General features: G+C 55.5%; 17 protein-coding genes and 2 pseudogenes. 9 read left to right on the forward strand and 10 right to left on the reverse strand.

Translation table 11 applies throughout. The features are described 5' to 3' along the window. Positions 1–21: 21 nt before the first annotated feature. Positions 22–1203 carry a helix-turn-helix domain-containing protein gene (locus ACZ1HV_RS10390; protein ID WP_472718016.1) on the reverse strand — a complete coding sequence of 394 codons (1182 nt, stop codon included), beginning with the start codon at positions 1201–1203 and terminating at the stop codon, positions 22–24. Between the two features lie 319 nt (positions 1204–1522). Further along, the gene (locus ACZ1HV_RS10395) at positions 1523–2689 is read right to left on the reverse strand and encodes an acetyl-CoA acetyltransferase (RefSeq protein ID WP_298821063.1); all 1167 of its coding nucleotides are present in this window, start codon (positions 2687–2689) and stop codon (positions 1523–1525) included. Positions 2690–3289: 600 nt separating this feature from the next. Here ACZ1HV_RS10395 and ACZ1HV_RS10400 point away from each other — a divergent pair. Then, positions 3290–4960, forward strand: a complete 1671-nt coding sequence (locus ACZ1HV_RS10400; protein ID WP_472718017.1) for an alpha-glucosidase — start codon at positions 3290–3292, stop codon at positions 4958–4960. Between the two features lie 80 nt (positions 4961–5040). After that, the gene (locus ACZ1HV_RS10405; protein ID WP_472718018.1) at positions 5041–5829 is read left to right on the forward strand and encodes a glycosyltransferase family 2 protein; all 789 of its coding nucleotides are present in this window, start codon (positions 5041–5043) and stop codon (positions 5827–5829) included. On the opposite strand, the gene ACZ1HV_RS10410 is transcribed toward ACZ1HV_RS10405, so the two are convergent. Beyond that, positions 5826–7019, reverse strand: a complete 1194-nt coding sequence (locus tag ACZ1HV_RS10410) for an HD domain-containing phosphohydrolase (RefSeq protein ID WP_298821072.1) — start codon at positions 7017–7019, stop codon at positions 5826–5828. The two genes, ACZ1HV_RS10405 and ACZ1HV_RS10410, sit on opposite strands and share 4 nt — an antisense overlap. Before the next feature lie 218 nt (positions 7020–7237). Here ACZ1HV_RS10410 and ACZ1HV_RS10415 point away from each other — a divergent pair. Both ACZ1HV_RS10415 and ACZ1HV_RS10420 read left to right on the forward strand, forming a co-directional pair. After that, positions 7238–8460: pseudogene (locus tag ACZ1HV_RS10415) on the forward strand (TIGR03862 family flavoprotein). After that, on the forward strand, positions 8457–8912 hold the full coding sequence (locus ACZ1HV_RS10420) for a YaiI/YqxD family protein (RefSeq protein ID WP_298821076.1): 456 nt from the start codon (positions 8457–8459) through the stop codon (positions 8910–8912). Before ACZ1HV_RS10415 ends, ACZ1HV_RS10420 begins: the two are co-directional and overlap by 4 nt. Positions 8913–9078: 166 nt before the next feature. On the opposite strand, the gene ACZ1HV_RS10425 is transcribed toward ACZ1HV_RS10420, so the two are convergent. Continuing rightward, the gene (locus ACZ1HV_RS10425) at positions 9079–9420 is read right to left on the reverse strand and encodes a BA14K family protein (RefSeq protein ID WP_298821078.1); all 342 of its coding nucleotides are present in this window, start codon (positions 9418–9420) and stop codon (positions 9079–9081) included. 376 nt (positions 9421–9796) lie between these two features. Here ACZ1HV_RS10425 and ACZ1HV_RS10430 point away from each other — a divergent pair, with 376 nt between their 5' ends. Continuing rightward, entirely contained in the window at positions 9797–10009 is a 213-nt protein-coding gene (locus ACZ1HV_RS10430) for a cold-shock protein (protein ID WP_141188395.1), read from the forward strand. A 130-nt stretch (positions 10010–10139) separates the two neighbouring features. Here ACZ1HV_RS10430 and choV read toward each other — a convergent pair whose 3' ends face one another. The 3 genes from choV to ACZ1HV_RS10445 form a co-directional block, all read right to left on the reverse strand. Next, entirely contained in the window at positions 10140–11183 is a 1044-nt protein-coding gene (gene choV, locus ACZ1HV_RS10435) for a choline ABC transporter ATP-binding protein (protein WP_298821081.1), read from the reverse strand. Next, positions 11146–12021: a choline ABC transporter permease subunit gene (choW, locus tag ACZ1HV_RS10440; protein ID WP_472718019.1), complete on the reverse strand. Its 876-nt coding sequence runs from the start codon at positions 12019–12021 to the stop codon at positions 11146–11148. The genes choV and choW overlap by 38 nt, the downstream gene beginning before the upstream one ends. Before the next feature lie 76 nt (positions 12022–12097). Further along, complete coding sequence (locus ACZ1HV_RS10445; RefSeq protein WP_298821085.1) at positions 12098–13042, reverse strand: choline ABC transporter substrate-binding protein; 945 nt, start codon at positions 13040–13042, stop codon at positions 12098–12100. A 191-nt stretch (positions 13043–13233) separates the two neighbouring features. On the opposite strand from ACZ1HV_RS10445, the gene betI reads away from it, so the two are divergent. The 4 genes and pseudogenes from betI (at position 13234) to ACZ1HV_RS10465 (ending at position 18450) form a co-directional block, all read left to right on the forward strand. Beyond that, on the forward strand, positions 13234–13836 hold the full coding sequence (gene betI, locus ACZ1HV_RS10450) for a transcriptional regulator BetI (RefSeq protein WP_298960288.1): 603 nt from the start codon (positions 13234–13236) through the stop codon (positions 13834–13836). Between the two features lie 19 nt (positions 13837–13855). Continuing rightward, positions 13856–15513, forward strand: a pseudogene (betA, locus tag ACZ1HV_RS10455) (choline dehydrogenase). A gap of 47 nt (positions 15514–15560) precedes the next feature. Beyond that, the gene (betB, locus tag ACZ1HV_RS10460) at positions 15561–17024 is read left to right on the forward strand and encodes a betaine-aldehyde dehydrogenase (RefSeq protein ID WP_472718020.1); all 1464 of its coding nucleotides are present in this window, start codon (positions 15561–15563) and stop codon (positions 17022–17024) included. A gap of 142 nt (positions 17025–17166) precedes the next feature. Further along, complete coding sequence (locus tag ACZ1HV_RS10465) at positions 17167–18450, forward strand: adenylate/guanylate cyclase domain-containing protein (RefSeq protein WP_472718021.1); 1284 nt, start codon at positions 17167–17169, stop codon at positions 18448–18450. Between the two features lie 61 nt (positions 18451–18511). Here the strand turns inward: ACZ1HV_RS10465 and hemP are convergent, their stop codons facing one another. The 3 genes from hemP to ACZ1HV_RS10480 form a co-directional block, all read right to left on the reverse strand. Beyond that, positions 18512–18727: a hemin uptake protein HemP gene (gene hemP, locus ACZ1HV_RS10470; protein ID WP_298821097.1), complete on the reverse strand. Its 216-nt coding sequence runs from the start codon at positions 18725–18727 to the stop codon at positions 18512–18514. Positions 18728–19084: 357 nt separating this feature from the next. Then, positions 19085–19549 (reverse strand): Rrf2 family transcriptional regulator, encoded by a 465-nt coding sequence (locus ACZ1HV_RS10475; protein ID WP_472718022.1) that lies wholly within the window; start codon positions 19547–19549, stop codon positions 19085–19087. A gap of 103 nt (positions 19550–19652) precedes the next feature. Beyond that, positions 19653–21266 (reverse strand): glycoside hydrolase family 43 protein, encoded by a 1614-nt coding sequence (locus ACZ1HV_RS10480; RefSeq protein ID WP_472718023.1) that lies wholly within the window; start codon positions 21264–21266, stop codon positions 19653–19655. Positions 21267–21280 lie beyond the last annotated feature (14 nt).

Genomic DNA, 21280 nt, shown 5'->3' on the forward strand with positions numbered 1-21280 from the left:
ATACATGTCGTCCGGTTCAGCTCAGACGGACAGATTTGTCGAAAACTTGTCGACCGTCCCTTGTGCTTTTCGATAAGCCGTTGGCGTCTGCCCCGTCACTTTCTTGAAGGCTGAATAAAAGGAAGATCGGGAGTTGAAACCGGCATCAAGCGCAATGGCCAGGATCGTATCGTCGCTATCCCTCAGGTTGCTCTTTGCTGCCTCAATGCGGTGGCTGTTTACAAAGTCGAAAAAATTCTGACCGATCACCTCGTTCAGAACCTGGGAAATGTAATTCTCGCTCACACCGGTGTGTCGGGCCAGAATCCAGAGTGACAGGTTTGGATTGAGATAGAGCTTGTCGGCCGTCATCGCCTTGCGCAATTTGGCAGCAATGCGATCCGTTGCATCTTCAGTCAGTGCCGAGTTCGCATAGCGTTGTTCGGGTACGCGAGCGACATTTTCTTGAGGTCTCAGTCCTGGCCGTTGTCTCAAGCCCCAAACAGCCATAATCGTCTGAAGTGTCAGATTAAGCAGAAAATACGCAAGTCTTGGGAGTCCGCTGTAATCCGGGATCATGTAACTCAGGAGCGACGAGATCAGACTGAGGATCCAATAAAATCCGCTGATGCCGACCACAAAGGCTATCCAGCGCAACTCCTTGCTTTCGGTGCTTGCAAAAAGGTCCTTCAAGCGAATTCGATAAGACACAAGCCGGCGATAGACCAGCAGAATGTAAACGCCCCACTGGAGCTTGATCACGACGGTCACCAGCGCCCAGAACACCCAGTTGATCGCATCTGCCGCTTGCAGCAACGTCTCTTCCGAAACGCTGAAAAGGCGCAGGTCCGCCAACACCAGATAAAGGACAATGGAACCGCTTGTCAGCAGCGTGAAGCCAGGCAAAACCAAATGCCGATAAAGTTTTTCCGGAAGGCCTTCGTCTTCTGAAGTCAGTATCCAGACATAGAGCCAGATCAGTGGCGTGACACACGCCATGGCCAACAGCCAGAGCGCTTCCAGCAGCGTGACAAAACTCGCTCCGGTCACGACCATCTGCAAGGCCGTAGGCAGTTCCGTGACAGCGGCTGCCAGAAAAAACGCAGCAAGGACCCGAAACAGGGTTTTGTGCCGGTCTTGTAACAAACAGCACAGAGCGCCAAACAACGGCACTGTCATCGCCATCGTTGATATCAGCACCAGCATGTGCTGCGAGAGATCCATTCGAACAACCTGAGCCCGGTCAACACATTGCAGGACGCATGACGTCCGCGCCGCCTGATGACAAAGCGAAATGGCAAGATCATGTCCCACCGTACTATTGCGCTTTCGAAGTCCCTTGAAGCAGTTCAATCGCCCTAGTTGCAAGAAAAAACTGGGATGGCCTGCGCACTTCGGTCAACCAGCTATTCTGGAGACTGTCGAAGGTTGACGCTGCGGGTCCCAAAACCGCCGTTTCACAACCCATTGGATCGGTAATCGGGTGCCGCAATATTTTGGCGGGGATGATCGACGTCACCCCCGCGCAATGGAGACGACTGTTCTATTTCATCGCCTGCAACACGGAAACAAAATTGGCGACGGCCGCACCGCCCATGTTGAAGATGCCACCGATTTCAGCGTTCTTGACCTGAATATCGCCCGCCGTATCGGTCAACTGCATCGCAGTCAAAACATGCATGGAGACGCCTGTTGCACCGATCGGATGCCCTTTTGCCTTGAGCCCGCCAGACGGATTGACCGGCAGCTTACCGCCCATTTCGGTCCAGCCTTCAAGAACCGCCTTGGCGCCTTCACCTTCTGCGGTCAGACCCATCGCTTCATATTCGAGCAACTCTGCAATTGTGAAACAGTCATGGGTTTCAACAAAGGAAAGATCCTCCAGCGCCAGATTGGCGTCGCCGAGTGCTTCGCCCCAAGCCTTGGAGCAACCTTCAAATTTCAGGATGTCGCGCTTGGACATCGGCAGAAAGTCCTGCACGTGCGACATACCGCGGAACGCAACGGCCTTCTTCATGCCAAGCGCGGTTGCAGGGTCCGTCAGAACGAGTGCCGCAGCGCCGTCAGACACCAATGAACAGTCGGTCCGCTTCAAGGGACCGGCAACAAACGGGTTTTTCTCGCTTTCGGCGCGGCAGAACTCGAAGCCAAGATCCTTGCGCATCTGCGCATAGGGATTGTTGACGCCGTTCTTGTGGTTCTTGGCGGCAATTTTGGCCAGTGCGTCGGACTGGTCTCCGAATTTCTGGAAATAGGCATCTGCTATTTTTCCGAAAACCCCGGCAAAGCCGGCCGGAATATCACCTTCTTCCTTCAAGTAGGAGGCTTTCAACAGGTTCTTCCCGATTTCCGGACCCGGGGTCGTTGTCATCTGCTCGACACCAACAACAAGCACGAAGCGGGCATCTCCGGAGGCGATCGCCCTCACACCCTGATGAACCGCGGCTGAACCCGTCGCGCAAGCGTTTTCAACCCGTGTCGCCGGTTTGAAACGAAGCGCCGGATCGGCCTGCAGCACAAGAGAGGCCGTAAAGTCCTGAACGGAAAAGCCTGCGTTGAAGTGCCCGAGTAGAATTTCGTCGACGTCTTCCGGTGCAATGCCAGCATCGTGGATGGCGTCCACGGCAACCCTGACGATCATGCTCTCGACTGTTTCTTCCGCATGCTTGCCGAAGGGCATGTGTGCCCATCCCACCATTGCTGCCGTCATGACACTTCCTCCAGGTTTCGTCACGCGAAGCGGCTTGTCGCATCACAACGGCACAGGTTCGTGCCCGGCTCATTCACCACTTTGCTGAATTTGATATTGCCGGACAGTTCCAGCTTCCATGCTGCTTTGCAAGAAGAAAGTGACCTAAACGTCATAACTTTTTATTTAAGATATATTTTCCAATAACTTATGAAATTTCATATTGTGTCGTGAAACGTGTTTGTTGCGAACAGACATCAGCGGCGCAAAGGTTCTGCACAAATGAGTGCCCTTTACGAAGGGTATTCATCGAAGCGTCATGTACACGCGGTATTGCGCAATTGTTGCTGACCAAATCCTGTTTCAAGACTTTTCAGTTCTTTAGCCGGCCCTGCCTCGCAGGGCCGGTTTTTGCTTTTCCGCACATTCGTTCGAGAGCGGCTTTCTCCTCTGACTTGCAAGAATCACACGACTTTTTACCAACGACACCTTGACCTTGCGATCCGCGGCATATAGCCATTCAAAGCGCTTTGAATTCTAGTGAACCGTCCAGATTTACCAAGACTGTTTCAAGCCAACCGGGCAGAAACGGATGATCAGTCGGCGAAAGGGAGACCGGCAATGTTCGAAGAAGCCGAAACGGGCCAGGAGGCCGAGATGTCTGAAAATGCGATCAAGGACCAGGACTGGTGGCGCGGAGCTGTGATCTATCAGATCTACCCTCGCTCGTTCAACGACACGAATGGGGATGGTATCGGCGACCTGAACGGCGTGACTGAACGCATGGACTATGTCGCCTCTCTCGGTGTGGATGCCATTTGGCTGTCTCCGTTCTTCACATCCCCCATGGCGGATTTCGGCTACGACGTTTCCAACTATGTGGACGTCGATCCGATGTTCGGCTCACTCGCGGATTTTGACCGGATGCTTGCCGCTGCTCATGAACGCGGTCTGAAAGTTATTATCGACCTTGTGATTTCGCACACGTCCGACCAACACCCCTGGTTCGTTGAAAGCCGGTCTTCTAAGAACAATCCGAAGGCGGACTGGTTTGTCTGGGCTGATGCAAAGCCGGACGGAAACGTCCCCAACAACTGGCTATCGATATTCGGCGGGCCCGCCTGGGAGTGGGACAGCCACCGGCGCCAGTACTACATGCACAATTTCCTCGCCAGCCAGCCGGATCTCAACTTTCACAATATGGACGTTCAGGATGCCGTCCTGGATGTTGCCAGGTTCTGGCTCGACAGAGGTGTCGACGGTTTCCGTCTCGACACAGTGAATTTCTATGTGCATGACAAAGAACTGAGAGACAATCCGCCGCTCAGCGCTCACGAGCTTCCATCCACCGTGGATCCGTCCAACCCTTATGGCTACCAGGACCACATTTACGACAAGACCAGACCTGAAAACCTAATATTCCTGGAAAGACTGCGAGCATTGCTCGACCAGTATCCGGGCGCGACATCAGTTGGAGAAATAGGTGCGGACGGCCAAGCAGTAGAACTGACTGCGTCTTATACGGAAGTCGGCAAGCGCATTCACATGGCCTATAGCTTCGACCTGCTGACGCCGCAGCATTCAGCAGCCTATATCCGCCGTATTGTTGAAGAAATGAACGACGGCATAGGATCTGGCTGGGCCAGCTGGGCGCTGTCCAACCATGATGTGCAACGAGTGGGTACCCGTTGGGGTGCCGGTCAGGAAGTTGCCAGATTTGCTCCTTTCGAAACCGCCCTATGCGCATCACTTCGAGGAACGCCGTGCCTGTATCAAGGTGAGGAACTGGGCCTGCCGCAGGCCGATGTACCTTTCGAGAAACTACAGGACCCGTACGGCATACGTTTCTGGCCCGACTATAAGGGCCGCGACGGTTGCCGAACTCCGATGCCGTGGGTAAGGGACAATGGTTACGCCGGTTTCTCCCAAGCCGAGCCCTGGTTACCAGTCGCGCCCGAACATCTTGAGTTCGCAGCTTTTGAGCAGGACAAGGATGAAGCTTCCATTTTGAACCGCAATCGTGCGTTTTATGCTTGGCGGCAGAACCACGCCCCTCTCAAGAAAGGCGATATGCACTTTCTCGACACCGCGGGCGAAACCCTGGTGTTCACGCGTTCGCATAACGGCGAAACCATCCTGTGCGCCTTCAACTTGGGATCGGCTCCGGCGACCGTCGAGGTTGAAAGCCTCGATCTTGAAAACCTGAATGCCCCCGGTTTTTCCGGCGCTTTTGAAGGCACCAAGGTCACTCTGGCTGGGCACGATGCTTTGTTTGCACGTGTAAATTCCTGATTTCTTTTCTTCAAATCAGCGTCCGGCGCGGCTAAATAGTCGCGCCGGGGTCTTCCGGCGATCAACAAGCCGGAACAGCGATGACCAGCCGACTTCCCCTTTCCGTGTTCATCATTGCCAGAAATGAAGCCGACCGCATTGTCCGGCCGATTGAGAGCGTGATCGACTGGGTGCACGAGGTCATCGTGGTCGACAGCGGCTCAAACGACGACACGGTTGCAGTTGCCAAGAGCCTTGGTGCTCGCGTGGTTTTCCACGAATGGCTCGGATATGGCCCGCAGAAGCGCTATGGCGAAGACCAGTGCAAACATGACTGGATTTTGAACCTCGATGCCGATGAAGAGGTGACGCCGGAACTGGCGGCGGAGATCAAGGCGAAATTCGCCGACCATACTTTCAATGACGCCGATGGCTGGCGGATCATGATCCGGGACATGTACGCGCATGAAAGCGCACCTGCGCCCTGGGCCTATGGCTACCACCAGATACGGCTCTATGACCGGCGCAAAGGACGGTTCTCAGACTCAACGGTTCACGACACCGTCCGACCCGATCCCGGTGCCAAGCTCGACAATCTGTCAGGCATCATGGCGCACCGGTCGATCCGCTCGCTCGATTTTCAGGTTGAAAAATACAATCGCTATTCCGCCATGCAGGTGGAGGACATGCGAAGCCGCGGCAGACGACTGTCCAGAAGCCGCCTGATAACCGAATTTCCTGTCAGCTTTTTCAAGGCCTATTTCGTTCGCAGATACCGCAAATACGGTTGGTGGGGACTGATCCTGTCCATGAATTATGCCCATGCCCGTTTCTTGCGTGTCGCCAAGGCATATGAAGCTGAACTACTGGACAACAAGAACACGCCCTAAGCCGGATCAGACACCGCCTTATGAGCAACTTCATGCCGCTCGACGCGAATTGGCTGGCGGACACCAGTGGTCTGATGGAAATGCTCAAGGCGACGGATCGTCGTCGGGGTCAAAGTATGTCCGCGAGACAGAACCAGTTCATGATTGCTTTCGGTCAGAGCGTCATCAACGAGAATATCGCCGGGCCGCAGCGAACGGATATGACATTCAGCCACATGCTTTTTGCGCTCCTCCGGAACATCGTCCATCAAGACGTCCCTGGCCAGCTCCAATAGCTTGGGGTCGTATTTCCGGCGATTTATCGTCATGGCCTCAAACGCCGCAGCATCCGGTCCGGCTTCAGGACTGGCGTACCAGAGATCTGTCAGCAGTTTCAGTATTCTGGAGATTTGCGGAATGTCTGTTCCCGTCGGCCCATCCTTTGGAAAACCGGATCCATCAAACCCGCGTGCCGACAAATAGAGATAGTCGGACACCCGCTCCAATTGCGGAACGTTTTTCAGAAGTTCCTGCGTTTGGGCAGGAGACTTGTCGAGCACATCGCGCTCCTGCTCGGTCAGGCTGCGCGCTGCGCGATAGCGGGCAAGGACTTGTTTCGGCAGCAGCGCTTCACCGAGAGGCGAGAGCATGACCGCCATTTCAAGCTCCCAGGTCTTTTTCATGCCCGATGCCTTGGCGAGCTTGAGAGCTTGTTTGCGCACGACACCCGTGCGCCGGAAAGCTTCGGGGTGAAAAAGGGCCATCATGTCAATGAGAAGCTTGACTGAACCAGCCAGGGTTCGTTCAAGCAATGCCCGATCTTTGAACAGCTGTCGATGATGTGCCAGAGCCGTTTCCATAGCTGCAACCAGGTCTGCCGGCTGGCTCGGCTTGTCCAGAAACATGAAAGCATGACCTTCATTCAGCGCCTGTTTGACAGCTTCTGCTGACCGTTCCCGCGTCAACATCACCCTTGCCGCCATTGGCGCAATGATTTCCGAAGCCCTCAAAAACGCCGATCCACCGCGACCAGGCAAATTGAAACAGGAGCAGACGATGGCAACACCGGGTTGTTGCTTCAAGAAAATCAAAGCTGAATCGGAGTCAGAAAAGCAGGCGACTTCCATCTGGCTGCCAAACAGTTTCTGGAAGCCTGACTGAACATTGGGATCCGGGTCGGCGACGACAATAAGGTCCCTGTTTTTTTCCATGCCAAATGCCTTTGCGACTTCAGCTCAGGCCGGAACATCCAACCGTTGGACCGGATAGTCTCATGAGACGGATAACAAAAACTTGAGAAGATCATCTTGCGATACGAGCATGCCTGCGAGCTACTCGAAAGCAGACTGGCCCATCCCCAGGACGCCAGACTTTGCAGAACATGAAAATGTCGGTGGTCAAGCAAGGTCAGTCCAACTAATAAGGCGCAATGACCGATGTTCTGATCATAGGTGCCGGCCCGGCCGGGCTGTTCGCTGCTGAGCAACTGTCGGCCGAGGGGCTTGAGGTGACCATTGCCGACAAGATGCCTTCCCCGGCCCGCAAGTTTCTGATGGCCGGGCGCGGCGGTCTGAACCTGACCCACAGCGAAGACATTGATATTTTTCTGGATCGGTATCGCGAGGCACGCGGCTTCCTGGAACCCATGATCCGTGCTTTTTCGCCCAACGACCTCAGGAACTGGTGTCATGGACTGGGTGAAGAGACCTTTGTCGGCAGCAGCGGCAGGGTGTTTCCGAAATCCATGAAAGCCTCTCCGCTGCTGCGTGCGTGGCTCCGCCGGCTTGACCAGCGCGGCGTCAAACTGCTGACACGTCATGCCTTCACCGGACTGACCGACGAAGGCGACGCGCTTTTGAAACCCGATGGCCAAGAGCCGAAAGCCATTCCCATACGCGCCCTCTTGCTTGCGCTCGGCGGGGCAAGCTGGCCGAAGCTCGGCTCAGATGCTGCCTGGGTTCCGGCGCTTGAAAAACGCCAGATCAACATAAATCGATTTCAGCCCTCCAATTGCGGTTTTCTCGTTTCCTGGAGCGCTGTTCTGCAAGGACGGTTCGCGGGTTCGCCATTGAAGCGCATTTCCCTCAGTCTCGATGACAGCCAATCCAGTGGAGAAGCTCTGCTCTCGGCAAAGGGCCTAGAAGGCGGCGCAGTCTATGCTCTTTCCGCGGAACTGCGTGAGAAGATCAAAACAAATGGCTCTGCGGAGCTCACGATTGATCTACGCCCTGGCATGTCGATAGGCGCGGTCAGTCAAAAGCTCGCCCGGCCGCGGCACAAACAATCCGTATCGACCTTCTTGAAAAAGGCACTGAAACTGAGCCCTGTCGAGCAGGCGCTCCTGCGCGAGGCAGGCCCCTTCCGGAAGATCCGGCTGGCCTTGCAGCACGGATCAAGGCTTTGTCGGTTCTGTGCACTGCCCCTTACGATATTGACCGGGCGATATCATCAGCGGGTGGCATTGCACTCGCAGACCTCGATGATGGAATGATGTTGCGCAATTTGCCGGGTGTCTTTGTGGCCGGCGAAATGCTCGATTGGGAAGCACCAACCGGCGGCTATCTGCTGCAAGCCTGCTTTGCCACAGGCCGGCAAGCCGCACTCGGCATTCAAAACCATCTAAGCAATCATGAAGAGGGCGAACGTGCATGACCGTACTTTATGTGGACGCAGATGCCTGTCCGGTAAAGAACGAAGCCGTCCGGGTTGGCGAGCGGCACAATGTTGCAATCAAGTTTGTGTCCAACAGCTGGATGCGTTTGCCGGAAGGCGACCTGATCGAGCGTGTTGTCGTACCGGAAGGACCGGACGAAGCCGATAACTGGATTGCGGAACGCGCAAAAACCGGCGACGTCGTCGTGACCGCAGACGTGCCGTTGGCGTCCAGGTGCGTCAAAGCGGGCGCAATGGTTATCGGGCCGACCGGAAAACCGTTCAGCGAGGATGCAATGGGTATGCGTCTTGCGATGCGGGATTTGAAAACGCATTTGCGCGAGATCGGCGAAATCCGAGAAGGTGGCCCTTCCTTTACCAAGGCGGACAAATCGCGGTTTCTAAATCAGCTGGAAACTATCATGCGGGCAGCAAAGCGTGCTGCGACTTGACGCGAGCGCTTTCGTCAAGTCCGGCAGTATCGCTTGCAAAATGAAAACTCCCTGCAAGGTTGGGAGGAATACCTTGCAGGGAGTGTAGCCGGATACCCATTGTTGGGGTTTGCGCCCCGGCTTTATGTTGCTTTGTCCAAGCCCGTTCAAATGACGGGTATTTTGATTATCGGCAGAACGTGTACTGACCTGAATAAGCCAGGAAGTAGCCGGTATTCGGATTAAACGAGCGATACTTGCGGCTGCAATAGTTGTACCAGGCCGGGGACCAAGGCGCCGGGCGGTAGGACACCACCGGGGCTGGTGCCGGATAGTAGGCCGGCGGCGGGGCAACATAGCGCGGCTGCGAGAGAGCGGACCCCAGGATCGCACCGGCTGCAAGGCCGCCCGCGATGCCGACGCCGACCTGCCAGCCTTCAGCGGCATTTGCAGATTGCGTCTGAGTGGTGAGGGCTGCACCGGCAACAAGAGCCAGCGCGATGGTGGTGTTAGCTACTTTCTTGAACATGACGGTGTCCCTTCGTTTTTCCGAGGCCCCTGCGTGCCTCAGTTCATGAAAGGACAATAGCCACGGCAGCAATTTGTCTCTGTGACCGGGGTCACAAGCTGTCACTTTCCAAAAAAAGGGCTAAAAAACGCTTGTTTTACCATCTTACGCATCTTTCACTTGTCGGAAGACGCTCTGCGCCTTACATTATGCTCCGTCGGCGCAAGCTGCGTCGTACGGGACATGACGAAAGACCCGGTGAGACTGACGACTTCGGCAACGGCTTCATCAAGCTACGCTCTGAATTACAAAGCTTTCCGTTTCTTATTTGACTTCTCGTTTATCCGCGCTTTGCCGGAAACGGACGGGCGCATTTAACCAACGGAAAGGTTTCTCCATGCGTGAGAACGGCACAATCAAATTCTTCAACCACGACCGCGGCTTTGGCTTCATCACGCCTGAAAATGGCGGCAAGGACGTATTCGTTCACGTAACTGCATTTGAGCAGGCCGGTATCGGTACGCCAGTTGAAGGCGCAAAAATCTCCTTCGTTGCCGAAGACGACCGTCGCGGCCGCGGCAAGCAGGCTGCTCAGCTCGAGCTTCTCTAAGTTTAGAGGCTTTGTCGCTCTTATCCAGCGGCTTTGGCTCAACAACGCGAAAACGGGGCCGACGGGCCCCGTTTTTTGTTTTAGGATTGTCATTTCTGCAGATCCATCACCGCGATGGAATGCCGTTACACTAAAGCATGCAGTCCAGCAGCTCGTTTTCACCGATCACGCCGACAATCGCACCGTCCTTTTGAACCACAACGGGTTCGGTGCTCGACTTTTTCAGTTTCGCGACTTCGCGGATGGGCGTGCCATCTTCACAGGACAGGGCACTGGCAAGCGACCCGGCAAGGCTGCCCGGCGGCACCATGATGTCGCGGGCTCTCAGAACATTGAGCGGGTTCATGTGACTGACAAAATCGGCAACGTACTCAGTTGCCGGTGACTTTACGATCTCCTGGGGAGTTCCCAGCTGGATGACCCTCCCGCCTTCCATGATGGCAATACGCGAACCAATCTTGGCAGCTTCGTCGAGGTCATGGCTCACGAAAATGATGGTTCGATTGAGTTCCTTCTGAAGATCAAGAAGGTCGTCCTGCAGCTTGTCACGGATGAGCGGGTCCAGGGCCGAGAACGGCTCATCCATCAGAAGGATCGGCGCGTCGGTTGCAAATGCCCGTGCCAGGCCGACACGCTGCTGCATGCCTCCGGAAAGTTCATGAACGAATTTCTCACCCCAACCGGACAGGCCCACCAGTTTCAACTGATCCTCAACTTTGGCCAGTCGTTCGTTTTCAGGCATCCCGGCAAGTTCCAGACCAAAGCCGACATTTTCAGCAACCGAGCGCCATGGCAGCAAGCCGAACTGCTGGAACACCATGGCGATCCGGTGCCGTCGCAATTCACGCAGATCGTTTTCCGAACAAGTTTCCGGGTTCACGAATTGCTTGCCGTCATGAACCTGAACTTCACCTCGAATGACCGGGTTCAATCCATTGACCGCACGCAGAAGCGTTGACTTGCCGGAACCCGACAGGCCCATGAGAACGATGACCTCACCTTCATGAATGTCAAAACTGGCGCCGGCGACGCCAAGGATCTGACCCGTTTCCGCCTGGATTTCCTGCCGCGTTTTTCCAGCATCAATCAGAGGAAGTGCGCTTGAGGGCTTGTCTCCGAATACGATGTCGACTTCCTTAAAGGAAACGACTGGAGCCGTTTGTTCTAAACTCATCGTTTGCCCCCTCCTGAGCCCGGAAAAACCGGTCAAGCACGATGGCAATCAGAACGATGCAGACACCGACTTCAAAGCCCTGTGCAATGTTGACGGTGTTCAGTGCTCTGAGTGTCGGAACACCAAGACCGTCAGCGCCGACAAGCGCGGCGATCACCACCATCGACAAAGACAGCATGATGGTCTGCGTCAGGCCGGCCATGATTTGTGGCAGCGCGTAAGGTAATTCAATTTTCCAAAGAAGCTGGCGTTTCGTTGCCCCGAATGCCTGGCCTGCTTCCAAAAGCGCCGTAGGGGTGGACGACACACCAAGCTGGGTCAAGCGAATGGGGGCCGGGATGGCAAAGATCACAGTCGCAATCAGTCCAGGCACCATGCCAAGCCCAAACAGGATCAGCGCGGGGATCAGATAAACAAAGGTCGGGATGGTCTGCATGAGATCCAGCACCGGGCGCATCGCAGCATAAAACCGCGGATTGTGAGCGCCAAGAACCCCGATCGGCACGCCGACCGCCATACAAACGACAGAGGCCGCAATGACCAGCGCGAGTGTTTCGGTTGTTTCTTCCCAATAGCCCTGGTTGATGATGAGCAGCAGCGAAACAGCCACGAACACCGCGAAGGTGAGCGTGCGATGAACCGCGTAGCCGATGGCAACAGCCACAACAACGATGATCAGCGGATGCGGCGTCTGCAGCAACCACAAGATCCCATCGATCAGTGTTTCCAGGAATAACGAGATGCCGTCGAATACCCAATAGGCATTGTCAGTCAACCAGTCGACCACGGACCGTGCCCAAGGGCCGATCGGCAGTTTATTGTCTGTCAGCCAGTCCAACCCGCCTCTCCGTTCTTTTTTCTTAAAAGGAAAACGCCGGCGGGGTGGACCACGCCGGCGCTGATTTCACTTCAGGTTAGAGGCCAAGGGCCCCTTTCACGGCAGCGAAGCTGTCTCCGCCGTCAAACGTCTTTACGCCGACAAGCCAGTTCTCGAAGGTTGCCGGATGCTCCTTCAGCCATGCAGCGGCTGCCTTGTTGGGATCTTCACCGTCAATCAGGATCGCGCCCATGATCTCGTTTTCCATGGCCAGCGAGAATTCCAGGTTTTCAAGAAGTTTGCCTACATTCGGGCACTCGCCGGTATAGCCCGCGCGCACGTTGGTGTAGACCGTCGCGCCACCGTAGTTAGCGCCAAAGACGTCATCGCCACCTTCAAGATACGCCATTTCGAAACTGGCGTTCATCGGATGCGGCTCCCAACCGAGGAAGACAATGTCGTTCTCGCGGCGGCTGGCACGAGCGACCTGGGCCAGCATGCCTTGCTCCGAAGACTCGACAACTTCAAAGCCTTTCAGATCGAAGAGATTTTCGTCGATCATTCCGATGATGAGACGGTTGCCGTCATTGCCTGGCTCGATGCCATAGATTTTTCCGTCGAGATCATCACGAAACTTGGCAATATCGGCAAAGCTCTTCAGGCCCTTGTCGTAGGTGTATTTCGGAACGGCGAGCGTGTATTTCGCACCTTCAAGGTTTGCACGGACCGTCTCAACGGAACCGTCGTCGCGATATGCCTTGATGTCGCCTTCCATGGTCGGCATCCAATTGCCGAGGAAAATATCGATGTCCTTGTTCTTCAAGGAAGCGTAGGTAACCGGCACGGAAAGAATTTTCACTTCCGGCTCATATCCGAGCGCCTCGAGCACGACTGATGTGGCAGCGGTCGTTGCTGTGATGTCGGTCCAGCCTACATCAGAGAAACGAACGGTCTTGCAAGTTTCCGGATCGTTCGCCAGTGCGGTTCCGGACATCATCAGTCCAAGTGCAAGTGCCCCAGCGAGCTTCGCAGCAATTTTCATTTGAGTACCTCCTTCGGAAAGTCGCTTTTGTATGTGCAGTGGAAGTTGAGTACTGCCCAGCGTTCAGCTGTCTCGTTCCCCTCACTACAGCTTGAATGAACGCGATCCAAACATCCACCGGGAAAATTTGCAAGTTTTCATTGATTGATTAGTCAATTAAAAATAGATTTCGCTGAGATGTGGAGATCATGATGCCCAAAGTCGGAATGGAAGCGGAGCGGCGGCGCAGCCTTATTGACGCAACTGTCGATGCTATTCATGAACGCGGATACAGTGACATAACCATGGCTCAGATCGCCAAACGTGCCGGAGTTTCTGGCGGGCTGGTACACCATTACTTTGGGTCGAAAGATCAATTACTTGCGGCAACGATGCGCCATCTTCTTGCGGAGCTCGGCCGCGAGATCAGCGAAGGCCTCGCGAAGGCAGAAACACCGCGGCAGCGTATCTCTGCAATCATTGCCGGCAATTTCGCCGTTGATCAGTTCCAACCGACGGTCATTGCGGCTTGGCTGGCCTTTTATGTCCAGTCCCGGACGACAGACAGTAACCGGCGTCTGCTGCGTATTTACGCAGCCAGGCTCGCATCGAACCTGACCCATGCCCTGCTCGCCTTCATGCCCCGGCACGAGGCGCGGCGCATTGCTGAAGGTACTGCCTCCATGATCGATGGTGTCTGGATCCGCCAGGCCCTTAGCGACACCAAGACCGACCGCCAGGCGGCAATCGCCATGGTCGAAGACTATGTCGAAACGCAAATCGCGGCACATGCCGCACGAACTTCAAACACATAAAAAGCCGCGCGGAGCGCACATGACGAACACGTTCGATTTTATCATTGTTGGGGCAGGCTCAGCCGGTTGCGCTATGGCGTCCAGACTGTCGGAAGACGGTACGAGCCGCGTTCTGGTACTGGAATTTGGCGGAACCGATGCCGGTCCGCTTATTCAGATGCCGGCGGCTCTATCCTACCCGATGAATATGTCGCTTTACGACTGGGGTTATTCCAGCGAGCCTGAACCGCATTTGGGCGGTCGGCGCCTCGCTACCCCCGGGGCAAGGTCATAGGTGGCTCGTCCTCCGTCAATGGAATGGTCTATGTCCGCGGTCATGCCTGCGATTTCGACACCTGGGAGGAAATGGGGGCGGCCGGCTGGGGCTATCGGCATGTTCTGCCCTACTACAAGCGACTGGAAACAAGCCATGGCGGCCAGTCTGGTTGGCGCGGGACCAACGGCCCCCTTCATGTTCAGCGGGGATCAAAATGGAATCCGCTTTTCCAGGCCTTCAAAGATGCCGGCGAACAAGCCGGCTACGGTGTGACCGGCGATTATAATGGCGAGCGCCAGGAGGGCTTTGCCGATATGGAGATGACGGTCCATCGGGGACGCCGGTGGTCCGCTGCGAATGCCTATCTGAAGCCAGCTCTGAAACGCGGAAATCTGGATCTGATCAAGGGTGCGCTTGTGCGCAAGGTCCTGATCGAAAACAACCGAGCCGTCGGTGTGGAATTCGAGACAGGCGGCGAAATTCGCACAGCACGTGCGGAACGAGAAGTCGTTCTGGCGGCGTCTTCCATAAATTCGCCCAAGATCCTCATGCAGTCCGGCATTGGCGCGGCTGCTGATCTGAGTGCGCTTGGGATCGATGTCGTCGCCGACCGGCCGGGTGTTGGCGCCAACCTTCAGGACCATCTGGAACTCTACATTCAGCAGGCCTGCGTTCAGCCGATCACGCTCTACAAGCACTGGAACCTCATCTCAAAGGCCGTGATCGGAGCACAGTGGCTGTTTTTCAAGAAGGGCCTGGGCGCGTCCAACCAATTCGAAGCCGCAGCCTTTATTCGCTCAAAAGCCGGGGTGAAATATCCCGACATCCAGTATCACTTCCTGCCATTTGCGGTCCGCTATGACGGAAAAGCCGCCGCCGAAGGCCATGGGTTTCAGGCTCATGTCGGGCCGATGCGGTCAAAGTCACGCGGGGCAGTGACACTGACATCCAGTGACCCGCGCTCGAAGCCCTCGATCTTCTTCAACTACATGTCTCACGAGGAAGACTGGGAAGATTTCCGCAACTGCATCAGGCTGACCCGTGAACTCTTCGGTCAGGAAGCCTTCGCGGACTACCGCGGCAAGGAAATCCAACCGGGCGATCATGTTCAGAGCGACGAAGCCTTAGACGATTTCATTCGGGAACACGCTGAAAGTGCTTATCATCCATGCGGAACCTGCCGGATGGGGTCAAAGGACGATCCGATGGCGGTTGTCGACCCGGAATGCCGTGTGATCGGCGTGGATGGATTGCGAGTTGCAGACAGCTCCATCTTTCCGCTAATCACCAATGGCAACTTGAATGCGCCCTCGATAATGGTCGGAGAGAAAGCCTCCGACCATATCCTGGGCATCGACCCGCTTCCTGCATCCAATCAGGAACCCTGGATCCATCCCGACTGGGAAACGTCCCAACGCTGAAACGACCAACCGGTGCGCCGGTACCCAAAACGATCAGGAGCCATTTCATGCGCGCCCAACCCCAAGCCTCGCACTATGTCGGCGGCTCATATCTTGAAAGCCAATCCGGCACCCCTTTCGACTCGCTTTACCCGGCGACTGGAGAAGTCATTGCACGCATCGTATCGGCCGATGACACGGTCATCGCCGCAGCGATTCAATCTGCAAAAGAAGGTCAGAAGGTCTGGGCGGCGACACCGCCAGCCGAACGTGGCCGCGTCTTGCGCCGCACTGCAGAAATCCTTCGCGAGAGAAACCGCGACCTGTCGATCCTGGAAACCCTGGACACAGGCAAACCCCTTCAGGAGACGCTGGTTGCCGATGCCGCATCCGGTGCCGACTGTCTTGAATATTATGGCGGTCTTGCCGCGACGCTGACAGGCGAGCATATCGAGCTCGGCGGTTCCTTTGCCTATACCAAGCGTGAGCCGCTGGGTATCTGCTTCGGCATTGGTGCCTGGAACTACCCCATCCAGATCGCTTGCTGGAAGGCCGCTCCCGCACTTGTCTGCGGCAACGCCATGATTTTTAAACCTTCCGAGGTGACGCCGCTGAGCGCCTTGAAACTTGCGGAAGCTTTCACGGAAGCGGGTCTGCCCGACGGTATCTTCAACGTCTTGCAGGGCTTCGGGGATGTGGGTGCAAAGATGGTGGCCCATCCGGATATCGCCAAAGTATCGTTGACGGGGTCTGTGCCGACAGGCGCTAAAGTCGCGGCTCTTGCCGGTGAACACCTCAAGAAAACGACCTTGGAACTTGGCGGCAAGTCGCCGCTGATCATTTTTGACGATGCGGATATCGAGAACGCCATTTCCGCAGCGATCAACGCGAATTTCTATTCAACCGGTCAGATCTGCTCGAACGGCACCCGGGTTTTCGTCCACAAGAACATCAAAGAAGAATTCCTGGCCCGACTTGCGGAGCGAACCAAGGCGGCCGTTCTTGGCGATCCTATGGACGAGGCGACATCCATCGGGCCACTGGTTTCCCGGCAGCAACTGGACAAGGTGATGCACTACCTCAAGGTTGGGCAGGAAGAAGGTGCCCGGCTTGTCTGCGGCGGGAATGCCGCGCAGGTAGACAGCTTCCCTGATGGCTATTTCGTCGAACCAACGGTCTTTGCGGATGTCAGCGACAACATGACCATCGCGCGAGAAGAAATTTTCGGTCCGGTGCTGAGCGTTCTTGATTTTGATGACGAGACGGATGTTGTTAATCGGGCAAACGACACGGAGTTCGGCCTGGCCGCCGGTGTCTTCACGAGCGACATTCAGCGCGCCCACCGGGTCATCGACCTCTTGCAGGCAGGCACTTGCTGGATCAACACCTACAATCTGACCCCGATCGAAATGCCGTTTGGCGGCTACAAGAAATCGGGTATCGGACGCGAAAACGGTCACGCGGCAATCGACTATTATAGCCAGATCAAAAGCGTTTATGTGGAAATGGGCGGCGTGGAAGCTGCGTTCTGAACACCGCAACCGATTGGCAATGCTGACCATCCCTGGCGCCCGGCGCCGGGGATTATTTGTTTGCGAAGCTATTTCGCGATCGTGAGTTTGAACTATATGTCCTGTTGACCCAACTGATCCCAGCGACACCATCGGAGCCCGCATGAACCTGGCAGTGCTTGACCCCACCCCGCGCAGCTATGCCCCGCATGTGCATCTTCTGAACCGCTCCAAACGTGGCCCTTCCAGCGCTCCGGCGAAACAGACACTTGACGATGTTCACGACTGGCTTTTGCACGATGCCACCAAGATCGACAATGTCATGCTGATGTTCGAGGAGTTCATGTGGCGCTGCAAGGCGGCCGATCTCGGCATTGATCGCTGTACCCTTCACATCGGGACCCTTCATCCACGTGTCATTGGCTTTTCGTGGTTCTGGAGCAGCAAAGACGAGATTTGCGACGAAATCGCAGCCGACTCCAAGGCCATCACGCAAGAGGCCTTCACCCGCAATCCGCTCTACAAAGTCATCATGCAGGGAGAGACGATCAAGGTTGATCTTGAATCGGAAGAAGGTCGGAATTCGGCTCCTCTCATGGGTGAGCTTGCAGAGCAAGGCTTCACAACCTACGCAGCGCTGCCCTTGAGTGCCACCGGACAGACTTTCAACGCAATGACATTCGCTACAACCAGATCTGGAGGTTTTCCTGCCGATGAAAAGGAAAAAATCCGTGGCCTGATCGATCTCCTGGCGCTTCATGTCGAACGTCACATCGTTCAGCGGATCGCGCGCAATGTCGCTGACACGTATCTCGGTCCGATCGCAGGTCGCCGTGTTCTGGACGGGGAAATCCGCCGTGGCGACGGTGAGGCAATCGAGGCCGTTGTTTTCATGTCGGATATGCGTGGTTTCACACAGCTTGCCGACCGGCTCAGCGGGCCGGAAGTCACAGCGATCCTCAACGCTTATTTCGACCGCGTTTCCGAGGCCGTTCTGTCCCATGGCGGTGATATCTTGAAATTCATGGGGGACGGTATCCTTGCCGTTTTCGATCAGAAGGCAATGGGGGAAACGGGTGCCGCCAATGCAGCAGTCAAAGCCTCAAGGGCAGCGCTGAACGCAATAGATGCTCTGAATGAAACACCGCTGGAGGAATTGCCGGATCCGGCACTCTGGCACCCGTTGAAGATCGGCATCGGTCTTCATCGCGGCGAGGTTTTCTTTGGCAATGTCGGCGGCGAAGAAAGGCTGGACTTTACGGTGATCGGACGGGCGGTGAATGAAACCAGCCGTGTGGAATCACTTTGCAAACCCCTTGGCCAAGAGCTTCTTCTTACCGAACCCGTTCGCGCATCCCTGTCGGGTGATTTGCGCACGGATTTGAATGAGATGGGAGAACATGCGCTGCGCGGTGTTGGCAAGCCGGTGGCCATTTTTGCAGCCTGATCGGCATTCGGCCGCCTAACCCTGACCTAGGCGACCCGATTTTCTGTCGGCTCAGATCCTGCTATTTCGTCAGAATCAGCTTGCCCTGTTTGGTGATGGACAGTCGGTAGGTTTCGTCGTTGTGCTGGATCTCGATCTGACGCAGGTTCCCGAATAACTCCCGGGTATCCAACTCAGTCTTGTGATCTCTTTTTGAGCTTGCAGGCATTGGCGGCCTGTTCCGGCTGGAGGAAGCGAGAGACAGACGTTGCTTCTGGCTGTTAGCGATCAGTGTCATGGCGCGCAAACGGTCCTTGGCCCTTAATGTGCTGCCCGCTTCAGTCTCCTTGAAGAGCAATTGCGGGCGATTTCGACGGCAAAAACAAAAGGTGAGTTTTTAACTCCACTTTATACTTGACACTCATACTCAAGTTTTCCTATCAAAGCAATGCCTGATCGAAACGGAATTGGAAATCGCGTCCTCTGATTTCGTTTGGGACAGGACCTCCGAGCAATCGGGGGTAAAAATGCCAGGCCAGCCAACCGCCCTCTCCTCTCCCTCAGCGGCAAGCCAGCCCGGCCTTTTCTCCAAAAGAACATCAAAAAAGGCGCCTACCGACTGGTGGCGCCTCTGCGTTTTTCCGGCCTGCAAGTATCAGGCGTTGGCGGTGATCGGTGTTGTTGCGCTGTCGATCTTCAGCAGGTCGCGCATGCCAAACCGGTCTTCTGACAAGTCCGCTATCGACTTTCCGTCAAGCACTTCCATGAAGGCTTCGAGCGCTTCATGCAAAAGACCATTGAAACCGCAGGACACGATCAACGGGCAATCCTTGCGGCCACTGTCAAAGCACTCCGCCAGCAGGAAGCTTTCTTCCGCGGCGCGCACCACCTCGCCAACCGTGATCTGTTCGGCCGCACGGGCAAGCATGACGCCGCCATTTCGTCCGCGAATGGTTCTGATCAGATTGGCATCGACCAGCACCTTCATGATTTTGAACAGGTGGGTTTCGGACATGTCGAAGCTGGCAGCAATATCTGCGACCTTGCTTGGTTTATCCGGGTTTACGGCGCAATACATGAGCGCACGAACCGCATAGTTGGTTTGTTGTGTCAAGCGCATGTCATAGATATGCGGTGCACTGTCCCAAAGGTCAATTCAAAATTTGAGTATTAGAGGCGACTTTTCGTCATAGCCACCTCATTATCATTGCTTACCTGTTACTTCAGACAAGGTTTCGATAGCTGAAATAGTCAAAGTCTGCCGCTTTGGCCTGACCGGACGTATCCATCGCGTGCATTCCGACAAAGGCTCCGGTGAAGTTACCGTGCGCACCGCGGCCAGCCGCTTCGTCAGACAGTAACGTTGCATCTAAAGCCGGACCGATCCGTGCCCAGTCACTCCCGGATATTCGATACCAGAAACACAGAGCCATACTTTCGACTGTTACCTTCAATGCAACGGGATCGCTCTCCGGCAACGAAACCACCTCTTTCAAAGGCGCCTTGATACGCCCCTCCGGATCGTCGCCGGGTGAGCTCAGAATAGTCAGCACTCGTCCCTTTGTCTCGTCATGCGTTACCGCAAGATAGAAAAACTGCAATTGACCATAATAGGCGATCAGTCCGGCCGTTTGCTGAAACGTTTGCGGCTGGAAATCAACGAGCGTTTCGGCCTCGTAGTCGTAGTAAGTCTGCCGCCTGGCAACAAGCGCCTGTTCGAAGCAGCTGCCAACAGATTCACGGCCAAAGAGCCTCAGGTGGCCCGGCCGATCCGTGAGTGAAAACAAACGGTCAGGATAAGGTGTGCGCAGCCATTGAAAAACATCCGGAAGTTCAGGCCCGTCGAATTCGTGCCGCGGCCCTTCCTCCGGGAAAACATGCTCCGGCAGGTTTGGGCCCGGAACGCACGATTGTGGAGCAACACCACCGGCTTCCAGCCGCAACCATCCATCATCGCCCCAGACGCATTTCTGGAGCGCGGTCTCTCGCCCCATCTGACAACGATCCTGACCAAGACGCGGCCGGCCCATCAAATGCACTAGATAGGTTTCGCCAGTCTGGGTTTCGACAAAATCACCATGCCCGGCCCTCTGGATCGGGTTGTCCGGATCGAACCGTGCAGTGACGACATGTTGTTCGGGGTGCACGTCATAAGGTCCCTCGATCTGCCGGGATCTGGCCAAAGTGACCGCATGGTCGTACGCAGTTCCCCCTTCCGCAGTCAACAAGTAGTACCAACCGTCACGCTTATAGAGGTGGGGTCCTTCTGTCAGGGCAAGCGGAGTGCCTTTGAAAATGTTTTGGATGGGTCCGATCAATTCCTGTTTGACGGGATCATACTCCTGCAGGGCGATCCCGGCGAAGGAGTTATGACCCACGCGATGATCCCAGATCATGTTCAAAAACCATTTGCGTCCGTCTTCGTCATGAAAGAGCGACGGATCAAAGCCTGAGGAATTGGTGTAGGCAGGATCAGACCAGGGACCTTCGATGCCGGGAGCGGTGACAATATAATTGTGCGCATCTTTGAAGGATCCGTCTTTACGTTTCACATCCGTATAGACCAGCCAGAAAAGACCATCGGCATAGGTCAGGCAAGGCGCCCAGATACCACAGGAATCCGGATTGCCGCGCATGTCCAGTTGCTCTGGCCGGGTCAGCGGACGCGTGACAAGCCGCCAGTTCTTCAAGTCCCTGGAATGATGGATCTGAACGCCCGGAAACCATTCAAAGGTCGACGTCGCAATGTAATAGTCGTCTCCCACCCGGCAAATCGACGGATCCGGATTGAACCCCGGCAGGATCGGGTTCCGAATTTCTTGAGGTGCGTTACTCATTCATAGTCTCCAAA

Source organism: Roseibium sp. JB4-4, assembly GCF_055693425.1.

What these genes read in the sequence shown, in the direction of transcription:
- ACZ1HV_RS10390 (WP_472718016.1), bottom strand. Translation starts at nt 1,203, where the DNA reads ATGGATCTCTCGCAGCACATGCTGGTGCTGATATCAACGATGGCGATG.
- ACZ1HV_RS10395 (WP_298821063.1), bottom strand. Translation starts at nt 2,689, where the DNA reads ATGACGGCAGCAATGGTGGGATGGGCACACATGCCCTTCGGCAAGCAT.
- ACZ1HV_RS10400 (WP_472718017.1), top strand. Translation starts at nt 3,290, where the DNA reads ATGTTCGAAGAAGCCGAAACGGGCCAGGAGGCCGAGATGTCTGAAAAT.
- ACZ1HV_RS10405 (WP_472718018.1), top strand. Translation starts at nt 5,041, where the DNA reads ATGACCAGCCGACTTCCCCTTTCCGTGTTCATCATTGCCAGAAATGAA.
- ACZ1HV_RS10410 (WP_298821072.1), bottom strand. Translation starts at nt 7,019, where the DNA reads ATGGAAAAAAACAGGGACCTTATTGTCGTCGCCGACCCGGATCCCAAT.
- ACZ1HV_RS10420 (WP_298821076.1), top strand. Translation starts at nt 8,457, where the DNA reads ATGACCGTACTTTATGTGGACGCAGATGCCTGTCCGGTAAAGAACGAA.
- ACZ1HV_RS10425 (WP_298821078.1), bottom strand. Translation starts at nt 9,420, where the DNA reads ATGTTCAAGAAAGTAGCTAACACCACCATCGCGCTGGCTCTTGTTGCC.
- ACZ1HV_RS10430 (WP_141188395.1), top strand. Translation starts at nt 9,797, where the DNA reads ATGCGTGAGAACGGCACAATCAAATTCTTCAACCACGACCGCGGCTTT.
- choV (WP_298821081.1), bottom strand. Translation starts at nt 11,183, where the DNA reads ATGAGTTTAGAACAAACGGCTCCAGTCGTTTCCTTTAAGGAAGTCGAC.
- ACZ1HV_RS10445 (WP_298821085.1), bottom strand. Translation starts at nt 13,042, where the DNA reads ATGAAAATTGCTGCGAAGCTCGCTGGGGCACTTGCACTTGGACTGATG.
- betI (WP_298960288.1), top strand. Translation starts at nt 13,234, where the DNA reads ATGCCCAAAGTCGGAATGGAAGCGGAGCGGCGGCGCAGCCTTATTGAC.
- betB (WP_472718020.1), top strand. Translation starts at nt 15,561, where the DNA reads ATGCGCGCCCAACCCCAAGCCTCGCACTATGTCGGCGGCTCATATCTT.
- ACZ1HV_RS10465 (WP_472718021.1), top strand. Translation starts at nt 17,167, where the DNA reads ATGAACCTGGCAGTGCTTGACCCCACCCCGCGCAGCTATGCCCCGCAT.
- hemP (WP_298821097.1), bottom strand. Translation starts at nt 18,727, where the DNA reads ATGACACTGATCGCTAACAGCCAGAAGCAACGTCTGTCTCTCGCTTCC.
- ACZ1HV_RS10475 (WP_472718022.1), bottom strand. Translation starts at nt 19,549, where the DNA reads ATGCGCTTGACACAACAAACCAACTATGCGGTTCGTGCGCTCATGTAT.
- ACZ1HV_RS10480 (WP_472718023.1), bottom strand. Translation starts at nt 21,266, where the DNA reads ATGAGTAACGCACCTCAAGAAATTCGGAACCCGATCCTGCCGGGGTTC.